We start from the raw sequence: 17164 nt of genomic DNA on the forward strand, positions 1-17164 counted from the left end.
CGCGTCATTGTTATGTTAACGAGATTTGAAGAAGTAGGGGAGAAGAGGAACGGGGGCAGGGTGCAGAGGAGAAGAGGAATGGTTGTTAAGTAACCGGAAGTTTAAAGTAATTTCTTACTCCCCCCTGCTCCCTGCTCCCTGCACCCCTGCCTCTTCACTCCCCAGTACACCAAGCAGTAGGAAGGACAAAACTCAATGGTTGAAGATCATCAATCTATTCGTACCCTATCAGTTGATATTGGAGGTAGTGGTGTCAAAGCACTGGTTTTAGATATCACCGGAAATCCCGTAACCAAAAGGATGCGTTTAGAGACACCCCAACCGTCTAAACCAGAGATGATCATTGATGCGATCGCAGTATTAGCAGCAGATCAAGGTGAATTTCATCGCGTTTCCGTGGGTTTTCCCGGTGTAGTGCGTCAGGGAGTCACAGAAACAGCAGTTAACTTATATCAAGATTGGATTGGATTTGACTTGGAAACAGCATTATCACAACGTCTCAGCAAGCCTGTACGAGTGATTAATGATGCCGATATGCAAGGCTTTGGGGCAGTATCAGGTAAAGGTTTGGAATTGGTAATTACCTTGGGTACAGGTTTTGGTTCGGCTTTATTTATCGATGGCAAACTTGTGCCAAATATGGAAATGGGACATCATCAGTTTCGCAAGGGTAAGACCTATGAAGAACAACTGGGACGCGCCGAGTTAGAAAAAATTGGTGATAAAAGATGGAACAGGCGTTTAGAAAAAGCGATCGCATCTTTACAAAGTTTGTTCAATTATGATTACCTTTACATTGGCGGCGGTGAAGCTGTCAGGGTAAATATTGAGCTACCCTTAAACGTCAAACTCATCCCGAATATCACTGGTTTATTAGGTGGAATTGCTTTGTGGCGAGATGAGCTAGAAGCTAGGGACACCGGGACTGGTGACAATAAAAAAACCTCTCTTTCTTAACTCTCTGTGTTCTCTGCGTCTGGTGTGGTATGGCTAACGCCACGCTCCGCGAACGTTAATTTATTTCTTAAAAATCCCCTCCTGAAATCTACCTGCTGCGTAAGTCCCACGAAAGATGTCCAAATTAATTATCCAACTTATCCATAAAGGAAAGGTAGGGATAATTAACCATGCAATTAAAGCCCATTAATCAGCAAGTAGTAGCCGTCGTGGGGGCTTCTAGCGGTATCGGCAGAGAAACAGCGCTCAAGTTTGCCCAACGTGGTGCAAAGGTTGTAGTTTCAGCACGCAGCGAACCGGGACTGAAGTCTTTGGTGGAAGAAATTCGCGGCTTAGGCGGTGAAGCCATATATACTATTGCCGATGTCAGTGATTTTCAGCAAGTTAAGGCGATCGCCGATCAAACTGTGGCAGAATATGGACGCTTGGATACTTGGGTTCATGCTGCGGCTACAGGTATCATCGCGCCTTTTGAGCAAATTACACCAGAAGAATTTGAGCGAGTTGTGGATGTCACTCTGATGGGACAAGTTTATGGTGCGATGGCTGCACTACCTTATCTCAAACAACAGGGACGCGGATCATTAATTCATATTTCCTCAATGGAGGGTAGGCGCAGTTTGCCGCTACAAAGCCCCTATTCGGCTGCTAAACATGGTTTAGAAGGTTTCTTAGAAGCCTTGCGTGTGGAATTGCAACATGAAAAATTGCCGATTAATGTCACCTCAATATTACCTTCCACAATCAACACACCCTATTACAATAAAATTCGCACCAAGTTAGGGGTAAAGCCTACGGGGATACCGCCTTATTACGAACCCAAAATTGTCACTGATGCCATTCTCTATGTTGCGGAACACCCCATGCGGGATTTTATCGTGGGAGATGCAGGCAAAGTATTAGATTTACTGCAACGGGTTTCACCGGAATTAGTCGATGCAATTCTACTAGCGATCGCCTTTCCCGGTCAACGTACTAATGAGCCAAAATCAGAGGATGCACCGGATAATGTTTTTACCGCCATTCCTGGTTATGACAGAATAGAGGGCGATTTTAGAAACCTGTCAATACCCAGTTTTTTAGATTGGTGGGATATGAATCCGACATTGAAATGGGGCGCTGTAGCCCTTGGAGTAGTGAGTGTTGCAGTTTTTCTGGGTGGGTGGCGTAAGAGTTCGGATTTGTCTTAGCTCGACTTGATCCAAAATTAACAACTCCGTTTCTTTCTCTGGCAAAAACCCTGGCTTTTTGGCAAAGACTTAAACCTATTAGATAACACATACCCTTGGTATCACCCTTGACACCAGGGGTATTATAATTACTGACCTAAATAGGGTTAAAAAATTCCTGACTTTTACACCTTAATGGTGTATCATATAAATATATGATGGAAATGTATGACGGATAAGCGCAAGCCAACCTATGACCTTGAAGCATTTAAAGCTGTCGCAGGCACTTTGAATGGACTCAATGCGACCGGCAGTGCCATTAAGGGAGCTGCAAGCATAGGATTTGGGCGAACAGAAATTGTAGCGACTATTCAAACAATGAAAAAGTCACATTTCTACAAGTCAATGACAAGCTATGCCGATCATCGCATCTGGCAGGATGTGTACCATGTTCCATCCGAGATTGGAGTTCTATATATCAAATTTACAGCAGATGCAGTGACAGAGTTTCTGTTGCTATCATTCAAGGAGAAAGAGAATGACTGACATCACACCACTTTGCCCAGTGACTGGAGCGTCCATGCGCCGCGATGTACGTCCTATGACATTAAGCTATCGCACGCAGAATATTACATTTGATATGCCTGGCTGGTATTGTGATCAGTCTGACGAGAGTATCCATACAAGTGAAGATATGAAGGTATCTGACCGGATGCTGAACCTTCTGAAAGCGCGGGTTGATGGTTTACTTGAGCCGAAGGAAATTCGCCGTGTCCGTAAAAAGTTGAAGCTGACACAGATTCAAGCAGGAACACTGATTGGCGGTGGAACACGAGCATTTCAAAAATACGAGGCTGGGGACTTATTGCCCAGTCGCGGCATTACCAGTGCGCTGATGCTACTTGATCATGACCCATCTGCCATTGCTATCCTCAAGAACAGGCAGGACAATTCCACGACGTAGCGCGCGTTCTCCCCAGAAGCCAAAATTACCTTTATCTTTCTTCTTAACCTTTGCGCCTTTGCGCCTTTGCGTGAGCCTAATTCATATTTGAAATCAGCACAGCCTTTTTTTGTTTGTCACTCCCTTAGTTCTGGAATCTGGTCTTGAAGTGAACCCAGCCTTATGTAAAACTGATGATCTTTCGCTTCACAGCCTACATCAGAGGAACTAAAACATGGCGCGTCTAGCACTGCTGAGTGTATCTAACAAAACTGGTATAGTTGACCTAGCCCGGCGCTTGGTCGAAGAATTTAACTTTGATTTAATCAGCAGTGGGGGAACCGCCCAAACCCTCAAGGATGCGGGGCTACCTGTGACCAAGGTTTCTGATTACACGGGTTCACCTGAAATTTTAGGTGGTCGAGTTAAAACCTTACATCCTCGCATTCATGGCGGAATTTTGGCGCGGCGAGATATTCCCCAACATTTAACAGATTTAAAAAATAACCAAATTCGCCCCATTGATTTAGTAGTAGTCAATCTTTATCCCTTTGAGGAAACTATTGCTAAACCTGGAGTGACGTTATCTGAGGCTGTGGAACAAATTGATATCGGTGGACCGGCGATGTTACGGGCTGCATCGAAAAATTTTGCCCATCTGACGGTATTATGTGACCCAGCACAGTATGAAGAATATTTGCAGGAATTGCGGCAAAATCAAGGCACTGCATCTCTAGAGTTTCGCCAAAAATGTGCTTTAAAAGGTTTTTCTCATACGGCTAGTTATGATCAAGCGATCGCAGCTTATCTTAGCCAATCATCTCAGGAATACAGTATTTCTGGGCAGCAATTGCAATCTCTGCGTTACGGCGAAAACCCCCATCAAGCTGCGGCTTGGTATCAAACCGGGACTACTCCCACGGGTTGGGCTGCGGCGACAAAATTACAAGGTAAGGAACTGAGTTATAACAACTTAGTGGATTTAGAAGCCGCCCGCCGCATTATTGCTGAGTTTACTGATACTCCCGCCGCTACGGTGATTAAACACACGAATCCCTGTGGTGTAGCCGTGGGAAGCACTCTTGTGGAAGCATATCAAAAAGCTTTTAATGCTGATTCGGTTTCGGCTTTTGGGGGAATTGTGGCACTTAATCGCCCCATTGATGCGGCGACAGCGAATGAGTTAACGAAGACATTTTTAGAATGTGTGGTTGCGCCGAGTTGTGAACCAGAAGCCCAAGAAATTTTGGCGGCGAAATCTAAACTGCGGATTTTGACATTAGCTGATTTGAGTAGTGGTCCCCAGGATACCGTGAAAGCGATCGCAGGTGGTTTTTTAGTCCAAGCTGCTGATGATGCCATAGCTGATTCTAGTAAATGGGAAGTAGTCACCGAACGTCAACCCACCGCTGACGAGTTAGCCGAATTACTGTTTGCTTGGAAGGTCTGTAAACACGTTAAATCTAATGCCATTGTCATTACAAGCGATCGCACTACACTAGGCGTGGGTGCTGGTCAAATGAATCGCGTTGGTTCAGTTAAAATAGCCTTAGAACAAGCTGGCGCAAAAGCCCAAGGCGCAATTCTCGCCAGTGATGGATTTTTCCCCTTCGATGATTCTGTGAAAACAGCCGCAGCAGCCGGAATTACTGCCATTGTCCAACCAGGCGGCAGTTTGCGCGATCAAGATTCCATCAAGGCTGCAAATGAACTGGGTTTAGTCATGGTGTTAACTGGTGTCCGCCACTTCTTACATTAAGTCTCTGTGGAGGTCAGCTTGTGCCAGTTCCTAAACTGTCACATATTACACTTGTCTTTTTAGCAAGCAGCAGTATTATCTAGTTGTGTGTGAGGAGCAAGTTAAAAATAAAAAGCGTTTGGGGTGGAAACACGGCAACACTCCCAGACGCTTTTTAATTTGTTTCATTTGTAATTCTGAATTTCAACTCATGGCAAACGTCTATCTAGCAGCTTAATTGGAACTGGCTGGATAGCTTGAGTGAGTTCGGCATTAATCACTGAATTGATTTAAGATTTACTTTCAAGCGGGTTCGCAATGTATTTGAATGCTGGTTCGGAATTCCAAGGGCCACGCTCATCTTTACCGTTGCCATTTGTAGATAGATTGTAATAAAGATCAACCGTTTCATCAGGCTGAATATTACCAAAGAATGGATCGGTCAATTTACCCAATGAATCGAGAGCTTTCATAAACATTTGAGTATGAGAAATTTCTCGTGTTAATAGATGAACCAAAGTATTTTTAGTGCCTTCATCTGTCGCTAGCTTAATCAGTGATTCGTAAGTCTGACGTGCGCCAGCTTCAGCTGCAATATTAGCTCTCAAATCCCGGACGACATCTCCACCTTCGTTCAAATAACTTGCCGTCCAAGCACTTCCTTGACTATCTAGAAAGTGCGGCCCCATACCTCTGACTGCAAACAGAGTGCTTTTGTATGCCTCTGTTTGATCCACATTTTTGGTATGACCTTCAATTAATTTACCAACCATTTCTAAGTGACCGAATTCCTCGATAGCAATGTCTTGGAGCATATCTCGAATTCCAGCATTTTCCACATGAAATGATTGTACCCAATATTGCAAAGCTGCTGAAAGTTCTCCCGTTGCTCCCCCAAACTGCTCAAGCAGTAATTGAGCAAAACGAGGGTTAGGTTCAGCAATATTTACAGCGTGAATAGGGTCTTTTTTGTGGTAAAACATAATGTACCTATTAAAGAGTTTTTAATGCAAAATAATAGTTGAGTATGATAAAATAGGGTGACTATTATAATATCTCTACCTCAAAAATTAAAAAGCGCTGGAGATACTACTCGACAGTAGTATCGGTGCGTTGAATTAAAGAAATTAACATTTAGCCTGAGAGAACGTCGCAATTCCCGTGAGTTATATCCTTGATATCAACCTAACTAAATTAGTGTGTGAGAAGATTTAGCAGGCGCGTTCCTCATCTATTAATCAGCTATTTGCTAATTCAAATTAGACGCTACGGCGACTGGTAAACAGTCCCCACAGATAAATAGCAATGATTGAGCCAATAACGGCGACAAACAGACCAGGAATACTTAAACTAGCAGCCGTTAATTGCAGCGTTCCCGTTTGTAGGAGAGTAAATACACTACCTCCGACAAACGCACCAATAATACCTAAAATCATTGTTGAGAGAATACCACCACCTTGAGAACCGGGATAAATTGCTTTACCGATTGCACCAGCTAAAAGTCCTAAGATTGCCCAAGCAATAAGATTCATAATTTTCCTCTAAAATCTCAACTGTGTTTATCATAGCAATTGTTATTTACAATTGATTCAGCCAGAGGAAATAGTTATTAAAATCAAAAGGTAGAGAAATACTTATATGAGGTTATACTACCTGAAGTTAATCAGGATAATTGGTAATAGTTGATCAGCATAATTACCAATTACCAATTTTGTTGAGCAATCAGATTTAAAAATTAGCTGCAATTTTAGCTCAAATTGCCCGCGAAAATTGTTTATCTCTGGTTTGATTATAATTATCAAATATGACAGCGATATTTCTCACCAGTAACCTACCGATATCTGTAATCTCTATTTGCTTGGTTGATATTTTGACGAGTTCATCGGCTGCTAGTGTTTCTAATGCCTTTAACTCATGGCTAAAATACTCATCGAAGCTGATGTGATATTTATCGGCAATATCTTGCTTATTCAGATGAAAATGAGACATAATGCACATGATCACATCTCGTCTAATTATGTCATCTTGACTAAGTTTAATTCCTTTACTAATGGGTAAAATATCTGCGGATATCGCGCGATAATAATCCTTTAATTGCTTGTGGTTCTGCACATAAGCATCATTAAGCATACTGATTGATGTGGCACCAAAGCCTAAGAGTTCTGTTCCGGCGTGGGTGGTGTATCCCTGAAAGTTGCGCTGGAGGGTGTGATTTTGTTGTGCGATCGCTAATTCATCATGATCTTTGGCAAAATGATCCATGCCAATAAATAGATACTTATTACTCGTCAGTTCCTCAATAGTCATCTTAAGAATTTCTAACTTTTCCTGTGGTTGAGGCAATGCTTCTTGAGGAATATTTTTTTGCGCTGGCTTCATCCACGGGACATAGGCGAAGTTAAACACAACAATGCGGTTAGGATCTAATTCAATCGTCTTTTTGACTGTTTCTTGAAATGTCTGGAGAGTTTGATGAGGTAAACCATAAATTAGGTCTACATTCACACTGTCAAACTTGGCGGCTTTAATCCAATCCATAACATTAAACAGCAGTTCTTCTGGCTGGACGCGATTCACTGCTAATTGTACTTGGGGATTAAAGTCCTGAATGCCAAAACTAATGCGGTTAAAACCCACTTCGCGGAGAAAGAAAATATAGTCTTGATCTACGTAAGCGGGATTAATTTCAATGGAAATTTCGGCTTGTGGATCAATATTAAAGTTTTCAGTGATGTGTTTCCATAAAAATTTGACTTGTTCGTGATCTAAATAGTTCGGTGTACCACCACCCCAGTGAATTTGTAGGACTTTTCGATCTGAATCAATCAAGTTTGCCATGTTCTTGATTTCTCGCACCAAATGTTCTAAGTAAGGTTTGGCAATATTCTTGTTTTTGGATATGACTGTATTACAGCCGCAGAAGTAGCAAGCTGTTTGACAAAAGGGAATATGGAAATATAAAGACAGAGGTGATTTTCGGTAGTTGGAGGCGGCGATCGCACCGTGAAAATCAGTTACAGTAAATTCGGCGCTTAACTCTGTAGCGGGTGGGTAACTCGTGTATCTGGGTGCAGGATTATCATACTTTTTGATCATCTCCAGATCAAATTTGACACTAGGCAAGACAAAAACCATCAAAACCTCCAAGAAACTGCGACCATCCCGCCTCATGCAGCGCGGCGGAAATCAAATTGCGAATAAAATCTGTATGCTCTCGCTGTTGTATAGTGTAGAGAGTCTCAGCAGTGGGTGATGTGTTGACTCCCACCAAACAGCCTCAATCATCTCAAATGATCGGATTTGTTGGCTTCGGCGATCATTTTTCTCCCACTAAATTATTTAACTATCAATATTTGTATAATTAGAAAGCTATTAAGTTTTCTTTATATTTTTCTGGTTAGGGATTTCCTAGCAATAATTTATCCAGATAAACGTTACTTTATTTGGTGCAGAGTTTTGCAACGTAGCCATCAGGTTTTCAGCCTTTAAAAATGGGGAGGGTTTAATTGGTACAGCCAAAAGAGAGTATTTTGGTGTGTCAAATGTCGTCGGCATCTCAAAACCGCAAAAAATTTTCCGAAATTATTATCCCTTAACGGTATGGTAATTCGGGCAATAAATTTATGAATTAACCCGTCCTAAAGAGGATATAGAATTTCGGGGCTTTTGTTAAAAATTAAATATTCTCAAGAAGTCAGATTTATGTCTCTGCGTGAATACAAACCCGGAAATACTTTCCCTGGTGTCATCGGCCGGACAGTTGATAAATCCAGTCCAGCTTGGCCAGAACCATTGCGGGCAAAAGAAGGTACATCAAACGTCCTATTTATCGTTTTCGATGATACAGGTTTTGGACAATTTGGCAGCTACGGAAGTCCCATCAAAACACCCAACCTAGACGCACTAGCCGCTAATGGCTTACGCTACAACAATTTACACACAACGGCCTTGTGTTCACCCACCCGTTCTTGTCTGCTGACTGGGCGCAATCACCATTCTAACGCCATGTCTTGCATTACAGAAGGTTCTACAGGTTATCCCGGTGGTAATGGAAACATTCCCTTTGAGAATGGGTTTCTTTCAGAGATATTACTCCAGAAGGGTTATAACACCTATGCGTTGGGAAAATGGCATTTAACCCCCTCAGACCAACTTTCAGCCGCAGGACCCTATGATCGCTGGCCTCTCGGTCGCGGTTTTGAACGTTTTTATGGCTTTTTGGGCGGAGAAACCCACCAGTATTATCCAGATTTGGTTTATGATAACCACACCGTCAAGCCAGACAAGACCCCCGCAGAAGGCTACCATTTGACGGAAGACTTAGCAGACAAGGCCATTAGCTTTATCGCTGATGCCAAGCAAATTGCCCCAAATAAGCCCTTTTTCATGTATTTTTGTCCGGGGGCAATGCACGCCCCCCATCATGTCCCCAAAGAATGGGCTGATGCCTACGCCGGACAATTTGATGATGGTTGGGAAGCTTACAGGGAGAAGGTTTTTGCTCGTCAGAGGGAAATGGGGATTGTTCCCGCTGATGCCGAACTTTCTCGTCATGATCCTGATGTCCCGCACTGGGATACTCTCTCAGCAGCAGAGAAACGGCTTTATGCCCGGATGATGGAAGTATATGCTGGTTTTTTAACCCATACTGACTACCATATCGGTCGTTTACTCGATTTCCTCAAATCTATCGGTGAGTTCGAGAATACTGTAATTATGGTGATCTCGGACAATGGCGCAAGTTCGGAAGGGGGACCAACTGGTTCAGTGAATGAGAACCTGTTTTTTAACAATGTCCCAGAATCCCTAGAGGAAAATCTCAAAGCCTTGGATAAACTAGGCAGTGCCGAAACCTTTAACCATTATGCTTGGGGCTGGACTTGGGCAGGAAATACGCCTTTCCGGCGTTGGAAACGGGAAACCTATCGGGGAGGAATCAGCGACCCTTTAATTGTGCATTGGAGTCAAGGTATTGAGGCAAAAGGAGAAATTCGGACTCAGTATGCTCATGCTATTGACCTTGTGCCGACGGTGCTGGAACTACTGGAAATTGCACCACCGAGAACGATTAAGGGTGTGACTCAATCTCCCATTGAAGGTGTCAGTTTTGCCCATACTTTTAATCATAGTACCGCACCTACTAAGCACCTGACTCAATATTTCGAGATGATGGGACATCGTTCTCTTTACTATGATGGTTGGCGGGCGGTTTGTCCTTGGCCGGGTCCTTCATTTACAGAAGCGGGGCAGTTTTTTGGTGAGGCGATTTCGGCGGAAACTCTGACAGATTTGGATACTCATCATTGGGAACTGTATCACGTTGCCTCAGATTTTGCGGAAAATCACAATATTGCGACTGATAATCGCCCTAAGCTAATTGAGATGATTGCCACTTGGTATGTAGAGGCTGGTAAGTATAATGTGTTGCCTGTGGATGGACGTGGCGTGCAACGACTGGCGGAAGAACGCCCGCAAATTACTGTCAATCGTAGCCGCTATGTTTACTATCCTCATACTCAAGCGATTCCAGCCAATAGTGCGGTGAGGGTGTTAAATCGTCCCCACAGTATTACGGCTGATGTGGAGATTCCCACAGGTGGCGCAGAAGGGGTATTACTGGCTCACGGGGGTAATGATAGCGGCTATTCTTTCTATGTCCAAAATGGCAAACTGCACTGGGTTCATAACTATGTGGGGCGATTCCTATATCATGTCGAATCTGGGTCATCAGTGTCGGTAGGTCGCCACCAGTTGCGCTTTGAATTTAAAGTCACGGGTCAACCAGATTTAGCCAAGGGAAAAGGAACGCCAGGACGCGCCCAACTTTATATTGATGAGAAATTGGTCGGGCAGATTGATGTGCCTGTAACTACTCCTTTAGCACTAGGTTTGACCAGTGGTGTCACCTGTGGAATTGCCCCTGGTGCGCCTGTAACACCGGATTATGAGCCGCCTTTTAAGTTTACGGGTAAGATTTTCTGTGTGATGGTGGATGTTAGTGGCGATTTGATTCAAGATCGGGAAGCTGAAATGCGGACTATTATGGCGCGACAGTAGGTGGATGTCTCTGTGACACTCCCTGCGATAAATCGACGGGGATTCTTGGTTCAACGAAACCACTTAACCTAGAGTCCTTGCGTCGTCTAAACCAGAGGGCGTAAGCCTACCGCTAGGCATAGGGCTTTAGCGTTAATTCGGGTATGCCCTACCCTATTTGCATTAGTGCAAGTCCTGTTTGGTTTGAAACAAATTGTCTCAAAATGCTGATTCGTGTTTCGACTTCGCTCAACACAAGTCTAGCCTCTATAAATCTTTTATGCGATTGCTCATTTACCCCCGAAACCAGAAGGAAGAACTCAGGACTAAGGACTAATGACTCCGCGCAGGGGGTTAACTTTTCCATAATTTAACTGATGTGTTGTTTATATAATTTATGCTTATATAACTATAAAAGGATAAAACATGAAAACAGTGTCATGGTTAAGTCTCTCGAAACTTCCGACCCTCAATTACTGAAGCCTGGTATTAAAGCCCCTGTTCAGGAAACGTTGTTAACACCCAGGTTTTACACCACTGACTTTGAGGCGGTGGCAAATTTGGATATTTCGGCGAATGAGACTGAGTTACAGGCGGTTGTGGAAGAGTTGCGGGCTGACTATAACCGCCATCACTTTGTGCGCGATGAAGAGTTTAAGCAATCGTGGGATCACGTTGATGGAGAAAAACGCCGCGCTTTTATTGACTTTTTGGAGCGTTCATGCACTTCTGAGTTTTCGGGGTTTCTGCTGTTTAAAGAATTATCCCGCCGACTCAAAACCAAAAATCCCCTCTTGGCGGATGCCTTTAATTATATGGCACGGGATGAAGCCCGCCATGCCGGATTTCTGAATAAATCGATGGCAGATTTTAATCTGTCTCTAGATTTAAGCTACTTAACGAAGCACCGCACATATACTTTTTTCCCGCCTGAGTGGGTAATTTACACAGTTTACCTATCGGAGAAAATTGGTTACTGGCGCTATATCTTAGTCCATCGCCATATGGAGGCAAATCCTGAATATCAATTTTATCCTCTGTTCCGTAAATTTGAAAGTTGGTGTCAGGACGAAAACAGACATGGGGATTTCTTTAAGGCGTTACTGCGATCGCAACCAAAATTATGGAACAATTGGCGATCGCGTTTGTGGGTGCGTTTCTTTTTGCTGACTGTATTTGTCACCCATACCATTACAGTATTTGAACGGGCGACATTTTATGAAGCCATTGGCATACATCCCCGCAAATACAATAATAGAGTTATTCAGGAGACAAATAATACCTCTGCACGGGCATTTCCTCTGATTTTGGATACTAATCACCCGCAGTTTTTCTGGCGGTTAGAACAGTGTTTCCTCAGTACTCAGAGATTAACGGAGATTAAAGAAAGTCCTCGTTCTCCATTTGTCAAGTTTTGGCAAAAAATCCCGCCCATGTTCTCGATTCTTTCTCATATGTTGCGGCTTTACTTGATTAAACCCATTGATGCGGAATCAACACGCGCGACAGTTCATTGAACATCAAATGCAGCAAATATCGAGAGGCTCCGATCCCCGACTTTTTGAAGAAATTGGGGATCTTTTTGTTTTGTGTGAAAATCATCGCCGCTAACCTCCCCTCAGATATCAAAACTTTGTATCCTAAATTCATAGGGCTTAATATTTCTTTGAAAAATTTGTGCAGGAAGATTTTAGACTAATTGTTGATTTAGTTACAGTTCTCGCCGTCGCCGCCTGTGGTGGGCTATTGGCTTCAGTTTTACGCCAACCTGTGCTGCTGGGCTATCTGATCGGCGGGATGATTGTGGGGCCAGCCGGTCTGGGAGTGATTAAAGAAGTTATTCAAGTAGAAACTCTGGCTCAGTTCGGTGTCGCCTTTTTATTATTTGCTTTGGGTGTAGAATTTTCCTTTTCTGAACTCAAAAAAGTCAAAGCGATCGCATTGGGAGGTGGTGGGCTACAAATTGTCTTAACGATTCTGTTCACGGTTATAGTCTGCGGGATCACCGGGGCTGGGGAAGAATTACCTGCTAAAGGTGTATTTTTGGGGTCAATTTTATCTTTATCTTCTACCGCAGTTGTCCTCAAGTGCTTAATGGAGCGCAATGAAACCGAAACGCCTCACGGACAAGTGATGCTGGGGATTTTGGTAGTGCAGGATTTAGCACTGGGACTAATGATTGCTGTATTACCAGCCTTGAATCAACCAGCAGAAACTATTGGAATTGCAGTGCTGACAGCATTACTGCGGCTGTCTTTATTTGCTGGAGGTGCAGTATTAGTGGGGATTTGGGTGATTCCGCGTTTGTTGCGAATCCTCGCCCGCACGGAAAGCCGAGAATTATTTTTATTAGGCGTAGTAACGCTGTGTTTAGGGATTGCGCTGCTGACTGAACATTTAGGACTCTCCATTGAAATGGGGGCGTTTGTCGCAGGTTTAATGATTTCCGAGGTGGAATACGCCGACCAAACTTTAACTTATGTCGAACCACTGCGAGATATTTGTGCTAGTTTATTTTTTGTCGCCATTGGGATGTTAATTGACCCGGTGTTTTTGTGGCAGAATCTAGAATTGATTTTGGTATTGGTAGCACTGGTATTCGTCGGTAAGTTTTTAATTATCACACCTTTGGTAAAACTGTTTCGCTATCCGTTAAAAACAGCTTTAATTGCGGGGTTAGGACTAGCGCAAATTGGGGAATTTTCCTTTGTGTTAGCCAGTGAAGGGCAAGCTTTGGGGTTAGTTTCTCGCCGCATATATTTGCTGATTTTAGGAACCACAGCAGTTACCCTGATGCTGACTCCCTTTGTGATGCGATTAGTGCCATTCTTATTTAACTTTGCCGAATCAATTCCTTGGTTGCAACCATATTTAGCAGAAATTTATCCGCGTGATGTTTCAGAAAATTTACCTTCAAAAAGTCATTTTGTCGTCTGCGGCTATGGGCGAGTGGGGAAGAATTTGGTGAGGTTGTTACAAAAGCACAATTTACCTGTGGTAGTTATCGACCAATCGGAAAGAAGAATCCAGCAATTACGGGAGGAGGGAGTGCCTTATGTCTATGGTAATTGTGTGAGTCTTCACGTTCTGGAAACTGCGGGGGTGAATAATGCCAAAGGAATGGCGATCGCACTTCCTGACCCCATGAGTACCAGGCTTTCCCTAAAACGAGCTTTGGAATTGTGTCCAGAATTAGATTTGGTTGTCCGCGCTACTCAAGATAAAAATATTGAAGTGCTGTATCAACTTGGGGCGAAGGAAGTAGTCCAACCAGAATTTGAAGCTAGCTTAGAAATGACCAGCCATTTATTAACAGGCTTAGGGTTTTCATCCTTCTTGGTACAGCAGGAAATGAAGCAAATTCGCAACGATCATTATTTAGCATTGCGACCAGAGCGATCGCCTTCACAAGTTTCCCGTGATTTGCAGCAAGCTACCCGTGATTTAAATCGCCGTTGGTATACCCTACCATCTGGGTCACCCCTGATTAATATGAGTTTAGGAGAAGCAGATATCCGCTACTTAACAGGGGCAAGTTTGATGGCTATTCGCCGGGCTAACGAAGCCGAAATAGATTATCCCGATGCTCAAACTAGATTAGAAGCAGGCGATCGCTTGTTGCTAGTGGGCGCAGCGGAGGAATTAGGCGCTTTAGAAGAATTTGCTCAGGGAAAGGTGGCGATTCCTGGGGAAAATAAAGCTTGTCAGTGGATTACAGTTCATGCTGATTCTCCCGTTTTCGGGATCACCATTGCAGATTTGGATCTTAACCCAGAATCAGGAGTCCAAGTGCAAGCGATCCGGCGAGATGGTAAATTTATCCGCAGTCCTGAGCAAAAAACAGATTTCCGAGTGGGTGATCAAGTGCTGTTATGTGGTAAATTGTCGAGTTTAAATCAACTACAACCATTTTTTGCTAGCACAACACCTTTAACTCAATCTTATTCTTAACTCAGTACTACTTAGATTTGTAGTAAGCGATCGCTTGTTTCCAAATCGTGAGTTGCTGATTACGATCATCCACAATACAAATACAGTTTTGATCTTGCCAGAAAATCTTACCTGTCACCAGATCACCCGTTAGCAGTTTCAACTCGATTTCTGCTTTCTGTTTAACTAGTTCTTGTAGTTGTCGAATGCTAGGTAGTGACGTATCAAATTCAGTTGTAGGCATTTTTAGTTATAAGGGAGTAGGGAGTAGGGAGTAGAAAGTAGAAAGTAGGAACTGGGAAAATTATTTGCTCTGATTTAAAACCCAATATCACATACCCAATACTCTATCCCTAATCATTGATAATTCATCATAGGAAAAATGGCAATCGAAATTACTAAGTATCACGGTCTGGGAAATGATTTTATTTTAGTTGACAATCGCGCGTCATCCTTACCATTAGTGACTCCTGAGCAAGCAATCAAATTGTGCGATCGCCACTTTGGTATCGGGGCTGATGGTGTAATTTTTGCTTTACCTGGAGAACACGGTGCTGATTACACCATGCGGATTTTTAATTCCGATGGTTCAGAACCGGAAATGTGTGGGAATGGGATTCGCTGTTTAGGCAGATTTATCGCCGATTTAGAAGGCGAATCTCGAAACAAAGACTCATATCGGATTCATACCTTAGCTGGCGTGATGACACCTCAACTCATGGCTGATGGTCAAGTTAAGGTGGATATGGGTTTACCGAGATTACTAGCTGAAGAAATTCCCACAACTCTGGGTTCCACCGATACAAAAGTGATTAATCAACCCCTAGAAGTAGCGGATCAAACTTGGGAAGTTACCTGTGTCAGTATGGGAAATCCCCACTGTATTACCTTTGTGTCAGATGTCGCCGCTATTCCTCTAGAAATTATCGGTCCTCAATTTGAACATCACCCAGCCTTTCCCCAACGCATAAATACTGAATTTATTCAAGTAGTCAGTCGAGACTATGTAAAAATGCGGGTATGGGAACGAGGCGCAGGTATAACATTAGCTTGTGGTACAGGTGCTTGTGCTGCCTTAGTCGCTGGTGTATTGACTGGAAATTGCGATCGCATCGCCACAGTCGAATTACCTGGTGGCTGCTTGCAAATTGAATGGTCAGAACTCGACCAACGAGTTTACATGACAGGGCCAGCCGAACGAGTATTTACAGGTCAACTGTAACTGATTTTTTCTTGGCATTACTGAGATAGTAATGCCATAAGATTCTGGTAGCAACTGCGCGCCACGGTCGCCAGTTTTGAGCCATGACTTCTATTTGTGCGGGTGTTGGACGTGTTGGCAATCCTTTGATATTCTGGAGAGCGATCGCAATTCCTAAATCGCCTTTAGGAAAGACATCAGGACGTTTCAGCGCCATCAGCAAGTAGATATCAACTGTCCAATCTCCAATACCTTTAATCAGCTTTAACTCAGTTCTAATCGCAGTTTCATCCATTGTCTCTAGCTGGGCGAGATCAAGCTGACCAGTGAGAATTGCATCTGCTAATTCACGACAATAGCGCATCTTTTGCCGACTAAAACCAATTTCTTGTAATTGAACATCGCCAAGTTTAATAAAATTTTCTGGTGTAAGCGAGATTACAACTCCAGCTAATCGATTAAATACAGCTTTCGCAGCCGCTAAGGAAACTTGCTGTTCCAGAATAATTCTCAACAACGTGGGAAAACCCGATTCTCTTTCCCATCTGGGTGGACTTCCTAGCGTCTCTAAAATCCGAGCCAAATCGCTGTCAATCTTAGCCAGCACTTCCAAACCATAGGTAAAACTTTCTGTAGTCAAAGATAATATTTCAGGTATTGGTGTTGCTGATTCTCTCAGTGTCATCTTTTTAACCTTTGATCAACGAAAATATTTAGGAGATTAAACCACAGATGTGTTTTCGCTGATTACCTTTTTGTCAAAAAACTATTCAGGATCAAATTATAGTGCGATCGCCTGAGTTTGGTATGATTGAGCATCTATGCACACAATTCTGAGAATATGCCGTTCTAATTACCGCAAAATTGAAGGGATATAACTCGTACCCATTATGGGGAGAAATTAAATCAGTTATCAGTTATCAAAGCATGAGGTGGGAGATTTATATTTGCTACCAACGCCTATGACTAATCAGCTTTGAGTGATAGCGGTATGCACTTGCGGTATGCACTTGAATGAATTACATCATAGTCCCCTCCTCGCTTGCGCTACGGTGTACACACAAGTTCTTCCTACCTGCGTTTGAGCCTGTTTCGCCCCCTAAATCCCCCAAGTTTGGGGGACTTTGAAAATTCTTGTTCCCCCATAATTGGGGGTTAGGGGGCGATTCGATCACTTGTGTGTACACGGT

14 protein-coding genes are annotated in these 17164 nt (G+C 43.3%); 9 read left to right on the forward strand and 5 right to left on the reverse strand.

Going from position 1 to position 17164, the window contains the following annotated elements:
* Positions 1-195 precede the first annotated feature (195 nt).
* The 5 genes from AACX33_RS15970 (at position 196) to purH (ending at position 4828) form a co-directional block, all read left to right on the forward strand.
* Positions 196-957: an ROK family protein gene (locus AACX33_RS15970; protein ID WP_193998469.1), complete on the forward strand. Its 762-nt coding sequence runs from the start codon at positions 196-198 to the stop codon at positions 955-957.
* Between the two features lie 170 nt (positions 958-1127).
* On the forward strand, positions 1128-2147 hold the full coding sequence (locus AACX33_RS15975; protein ID WP_193998470.1) for an SDR family oxidoreductase: 1020 nt from the start codon (positions 1128-1130) through the stop codon (positions 2145-2147).
* A gap of 207 nt (positions 2148-2354) precedes the next feature.
* Positions 2355-2672, forward strand: coding sequence for a type II toxin-antitoxin system MqsR family toxin (locus AACX33_RS15980; RefSeq protein WP_193998471.1), 318 nt, complete (start codon positions 2355-2357; stop codon positions 2670-2672).
* The gene (locus AACX33_RS15985; protein ID WP_193998472.1) at positions 2665-3090 is read left to right on the forward strand and encodes a type II toxin-antitoxin system MqsA family antitoxin; all 426 of its coding nucleotides are present in this window, start codon (positions 2665-2667) and stop codon (positions 3088-3090) included. The genes AACX33_RS15980 and AACX33_RS15985 overlap by 8 nt, the downstream gene beginning before the upstream one ends.
* Before the next feature lie 214 nt (positions 3091-3304).
* Positions 3305-4828, forward strand: a complete 1524-nt coding sequence (gene purH / locus AACX33_RS15990) for a bifunctional phosphoribosylaminoimidazolecarboxamide formyltransferase/IMP cyclohydrolase (RefSeq protein ID WP_193998473.1) — start codon at positions 3305-3307, stop codon at positions 4826-4828.
* Between the two features lie 269 nt (positions 4829-5097).
* Here purH and AACX33_RS15995 read toward each other — a convergent pair whose 3' ends face one another.
* From AACX33_RS15995 to hemN, 3 genes are all read right to left on the reverse strand, one after another.
* Positions 5098-5790, reverse strand: coding sequence for a manganese catalase family protein (locus AACX33_RS15995; RefSeq protein ID WP_193998474.1), 693 nt, complete (start codon positions 5788-5790; stop codon positions 5098-5100).
* Positions 5791-6066: 276 nt separating this feature from the next.
* Positions 6067-6339, reverse strand: a complete 273-nt coding sequence (locus tag AACX33_RS16000; protein ID WP_193998475.1) for a GlsB/YeaQ/YmgE family stress response membrane protein — start codon at positions 6337-6339, stop codon at positions 6067-6069.
* A 220-nt stretch (positions 6340-6559) separates the two neighbouring features.
* Entirely contained in the window at positions 6560-7942 is a 1383-nt protein-coding gene (hemN, locus tag AACX33_RS16005; protein WP_193998476.1) for an oxygen-independent coproporphyrinogen III oxidase, read from the reverse strand.
* Between the two features lie 567 nt (positions 7943-8509).
* Here hemN and AACX33_RS16010 point away from each other — a divergent pair.
* From AACX33_RS16010 to AACX33_RS16020, 3 genes are all read left to right on the forward strand, one after another.
* Positions 8510-10864 carry an arylsulfatase gene (locus tag AACX33_RS16010; protein WP_193998477.1) on the forward strand — a complete coding sequence of 785 codons (2355 nt, stop codon included), beginning with the start codon at positions 8510-8512 and terminating at the stop codon, positions 10862-10864.
* A 419-nt stretch (positions 10865-11283) separates the two neighbouring features.
* A complete protein-coding gene (gene acsF, locus AACX33_RS16015; protein WP_193998478.1) occupies positions 11284-12360 on the forward strand; it encodes a magnesium-protoporphyrin IX monomethyl ester (oxidative) cyclase in 1077 nt (358 codons plus the stop codon).
* Positions 12361-12520: 160 nt separating this feature from the next.
* Positions 12521-14794 carry a cation:proton antiporter domain-containing protein gene (locus AACX33_RS16020; RefSeq protein WP_193998479.1) on the forward strand — a complete coding sequence of 758 codons (2274 nt, stop codon included), beginning with the start codon at positions 12521-12523 and terminating at the stop codon, positions 14792-14794.
* 7 nt (positions 14795-14801) lie between these two features.
* Here AACX33_RS16020 and AACX33_RS16025 read toward each other — a convergent pair whose 3' ends face one another.
* On the reverse strand, positions 14802-15017 hold the full coding sequence (locus AACX33_RS16025; protein ID WP_193998480.1) for an Hfq-related RNA-binding protein: 216 nt from the start codon (positions 15015-15017) through the stop codon (positions 14802-14804).
* Positions 15018-15155: 138 nt separating this feature from the next.
* Between AACX33_RS16025 and dapF the strand changes: the two genes are divergently transcribed.
* Complete coding sequence (dapF, locus tag AACX33_RS16030; RefSeq protein ID WP_193998481.1) at positions 15156-15995, forward strand: diaminopimelate epimerase; 840 nt, start codon at positions 15156-15158, stop codon at positions 15993-15995.
* Here the strand turns inward: dapF and AACX33_RS16035 are convergent.
* Positions 15979-16659 (reverse strand): DNA-3-methyladenine glycosylase family protein, encoded by a 681-nt coding sequence (locus AACX33_RS16035; RefSeq protein ID WP_193998482.1) that lies wholly within the window; start codon positions 16657-16659, stop codon positions 15979-15981. The genes dapF and AACX33_RS16035 overlap by 17 nt on opposite strands.
* Positions 16660-17164: the final 505 nt, after the last annotated feature.

Origin of the sequence: Nodularia sp. LEGE 04288, from assembly GCF_963896525.1 — a bacterium.
Taxonomy (GTDB): Bacteria; Cyanobacteriota; Cyanobacteriia; order Cyanobacteriales; family Nostocaceae; genus Nodularia.

Excerpts from the sequence above, each read along its gene's own strand:
- AACX33_RS15970 (WP_193998469.1), top strand. The coding sequence starts at position 196 with ATGGTTGAAGATCATCAATCTATTCGTACCCTATCAGTTGATATTGGA.
- AACX33_RS15975 (WP_193998470.1), top strand. The coding sequence starts at position 1,128 with ATGCAATTAAAGCCCATTAATCAGCAAGTAGTAGCCGTCGTGGGGGCT.
- AACX33_RS15980 (WP_193998471.1), top strand. The coding sequence starts at position 2,355 with ATGACGGATAAGCGCAAGCCAACCTATGACCTTGAAGCATTTAAAGCT.
- AACX33_RS15985 (WP_193998472.1), top strand. The coding sequence starts at position 2,665 with ATGACTGACATCACACCACTTTGCCCAGTGACTGGAGCGTCCATGCGC.
- purH (WP_193998473.1), top strand. The coding sequence starts at position 3,305 with ATGGCGCGTCTAGCACTGCTGAGTGTATCTAACAAAACTGGTATAGTT.
- AACX33_RS15995 (WP_193998474.1), bottom strand. The coding sequence starts at position 5,790 with ATGTTTTACCACAAAAAAGACCCTATTCACGCTGTAAATATTGCTGAA.
- AACX33_RS16000 (WP_193998475.1), bottom strand. The coding sequence starts at position 6,339 with ATGAATCTTATTGCTTGGGCAATCTTAGGACTTTTAGCTGGTGCAATC.
- hemN (WP_193998476.1), bottom strand. The coding sequence starts at position 7,942 with ATGGTTTTTGTCTTGCCTAGTGTCAAATTTGATCTGGAGATGATCAAA.
- AACX33_RS16010 (WP_193998477.1), top strand. The coding sequence starts at position 8,510 with ATGTCTCTGCGTGAATACAAACCCGGAAATACTTTCCCTGGTGTCATC.
- acsF (WP_193998478.1), top strand. The coding sequence starts at position 11,284 with ATGGTTAAGTCTCTCGAAACTTCCGACCCTCAATTACTGAAGCCTGGT.
- AACX33_RS16025 (WP_193998480.1), bottom strand. The coding sequence starts at position 15,017 with ATGCCTACAACTGAATTTGATACGTCACTACCTAGCATTCGACAACTA.
- dapF (WP_193998481.1), top strand. The coding sequence starts at position 15,156 with ATGGCAATCGAAATTACTAAGTATCACGGTCTGGGAAATGATTTTATT.
- AACX33_RS16035 (WP_193998482.1), bottom strand. The coding sequence starts at position 16,659 with ATGACACTGAGAGAATCAGCAACACCAATACCTGAAATATTATCTTTG.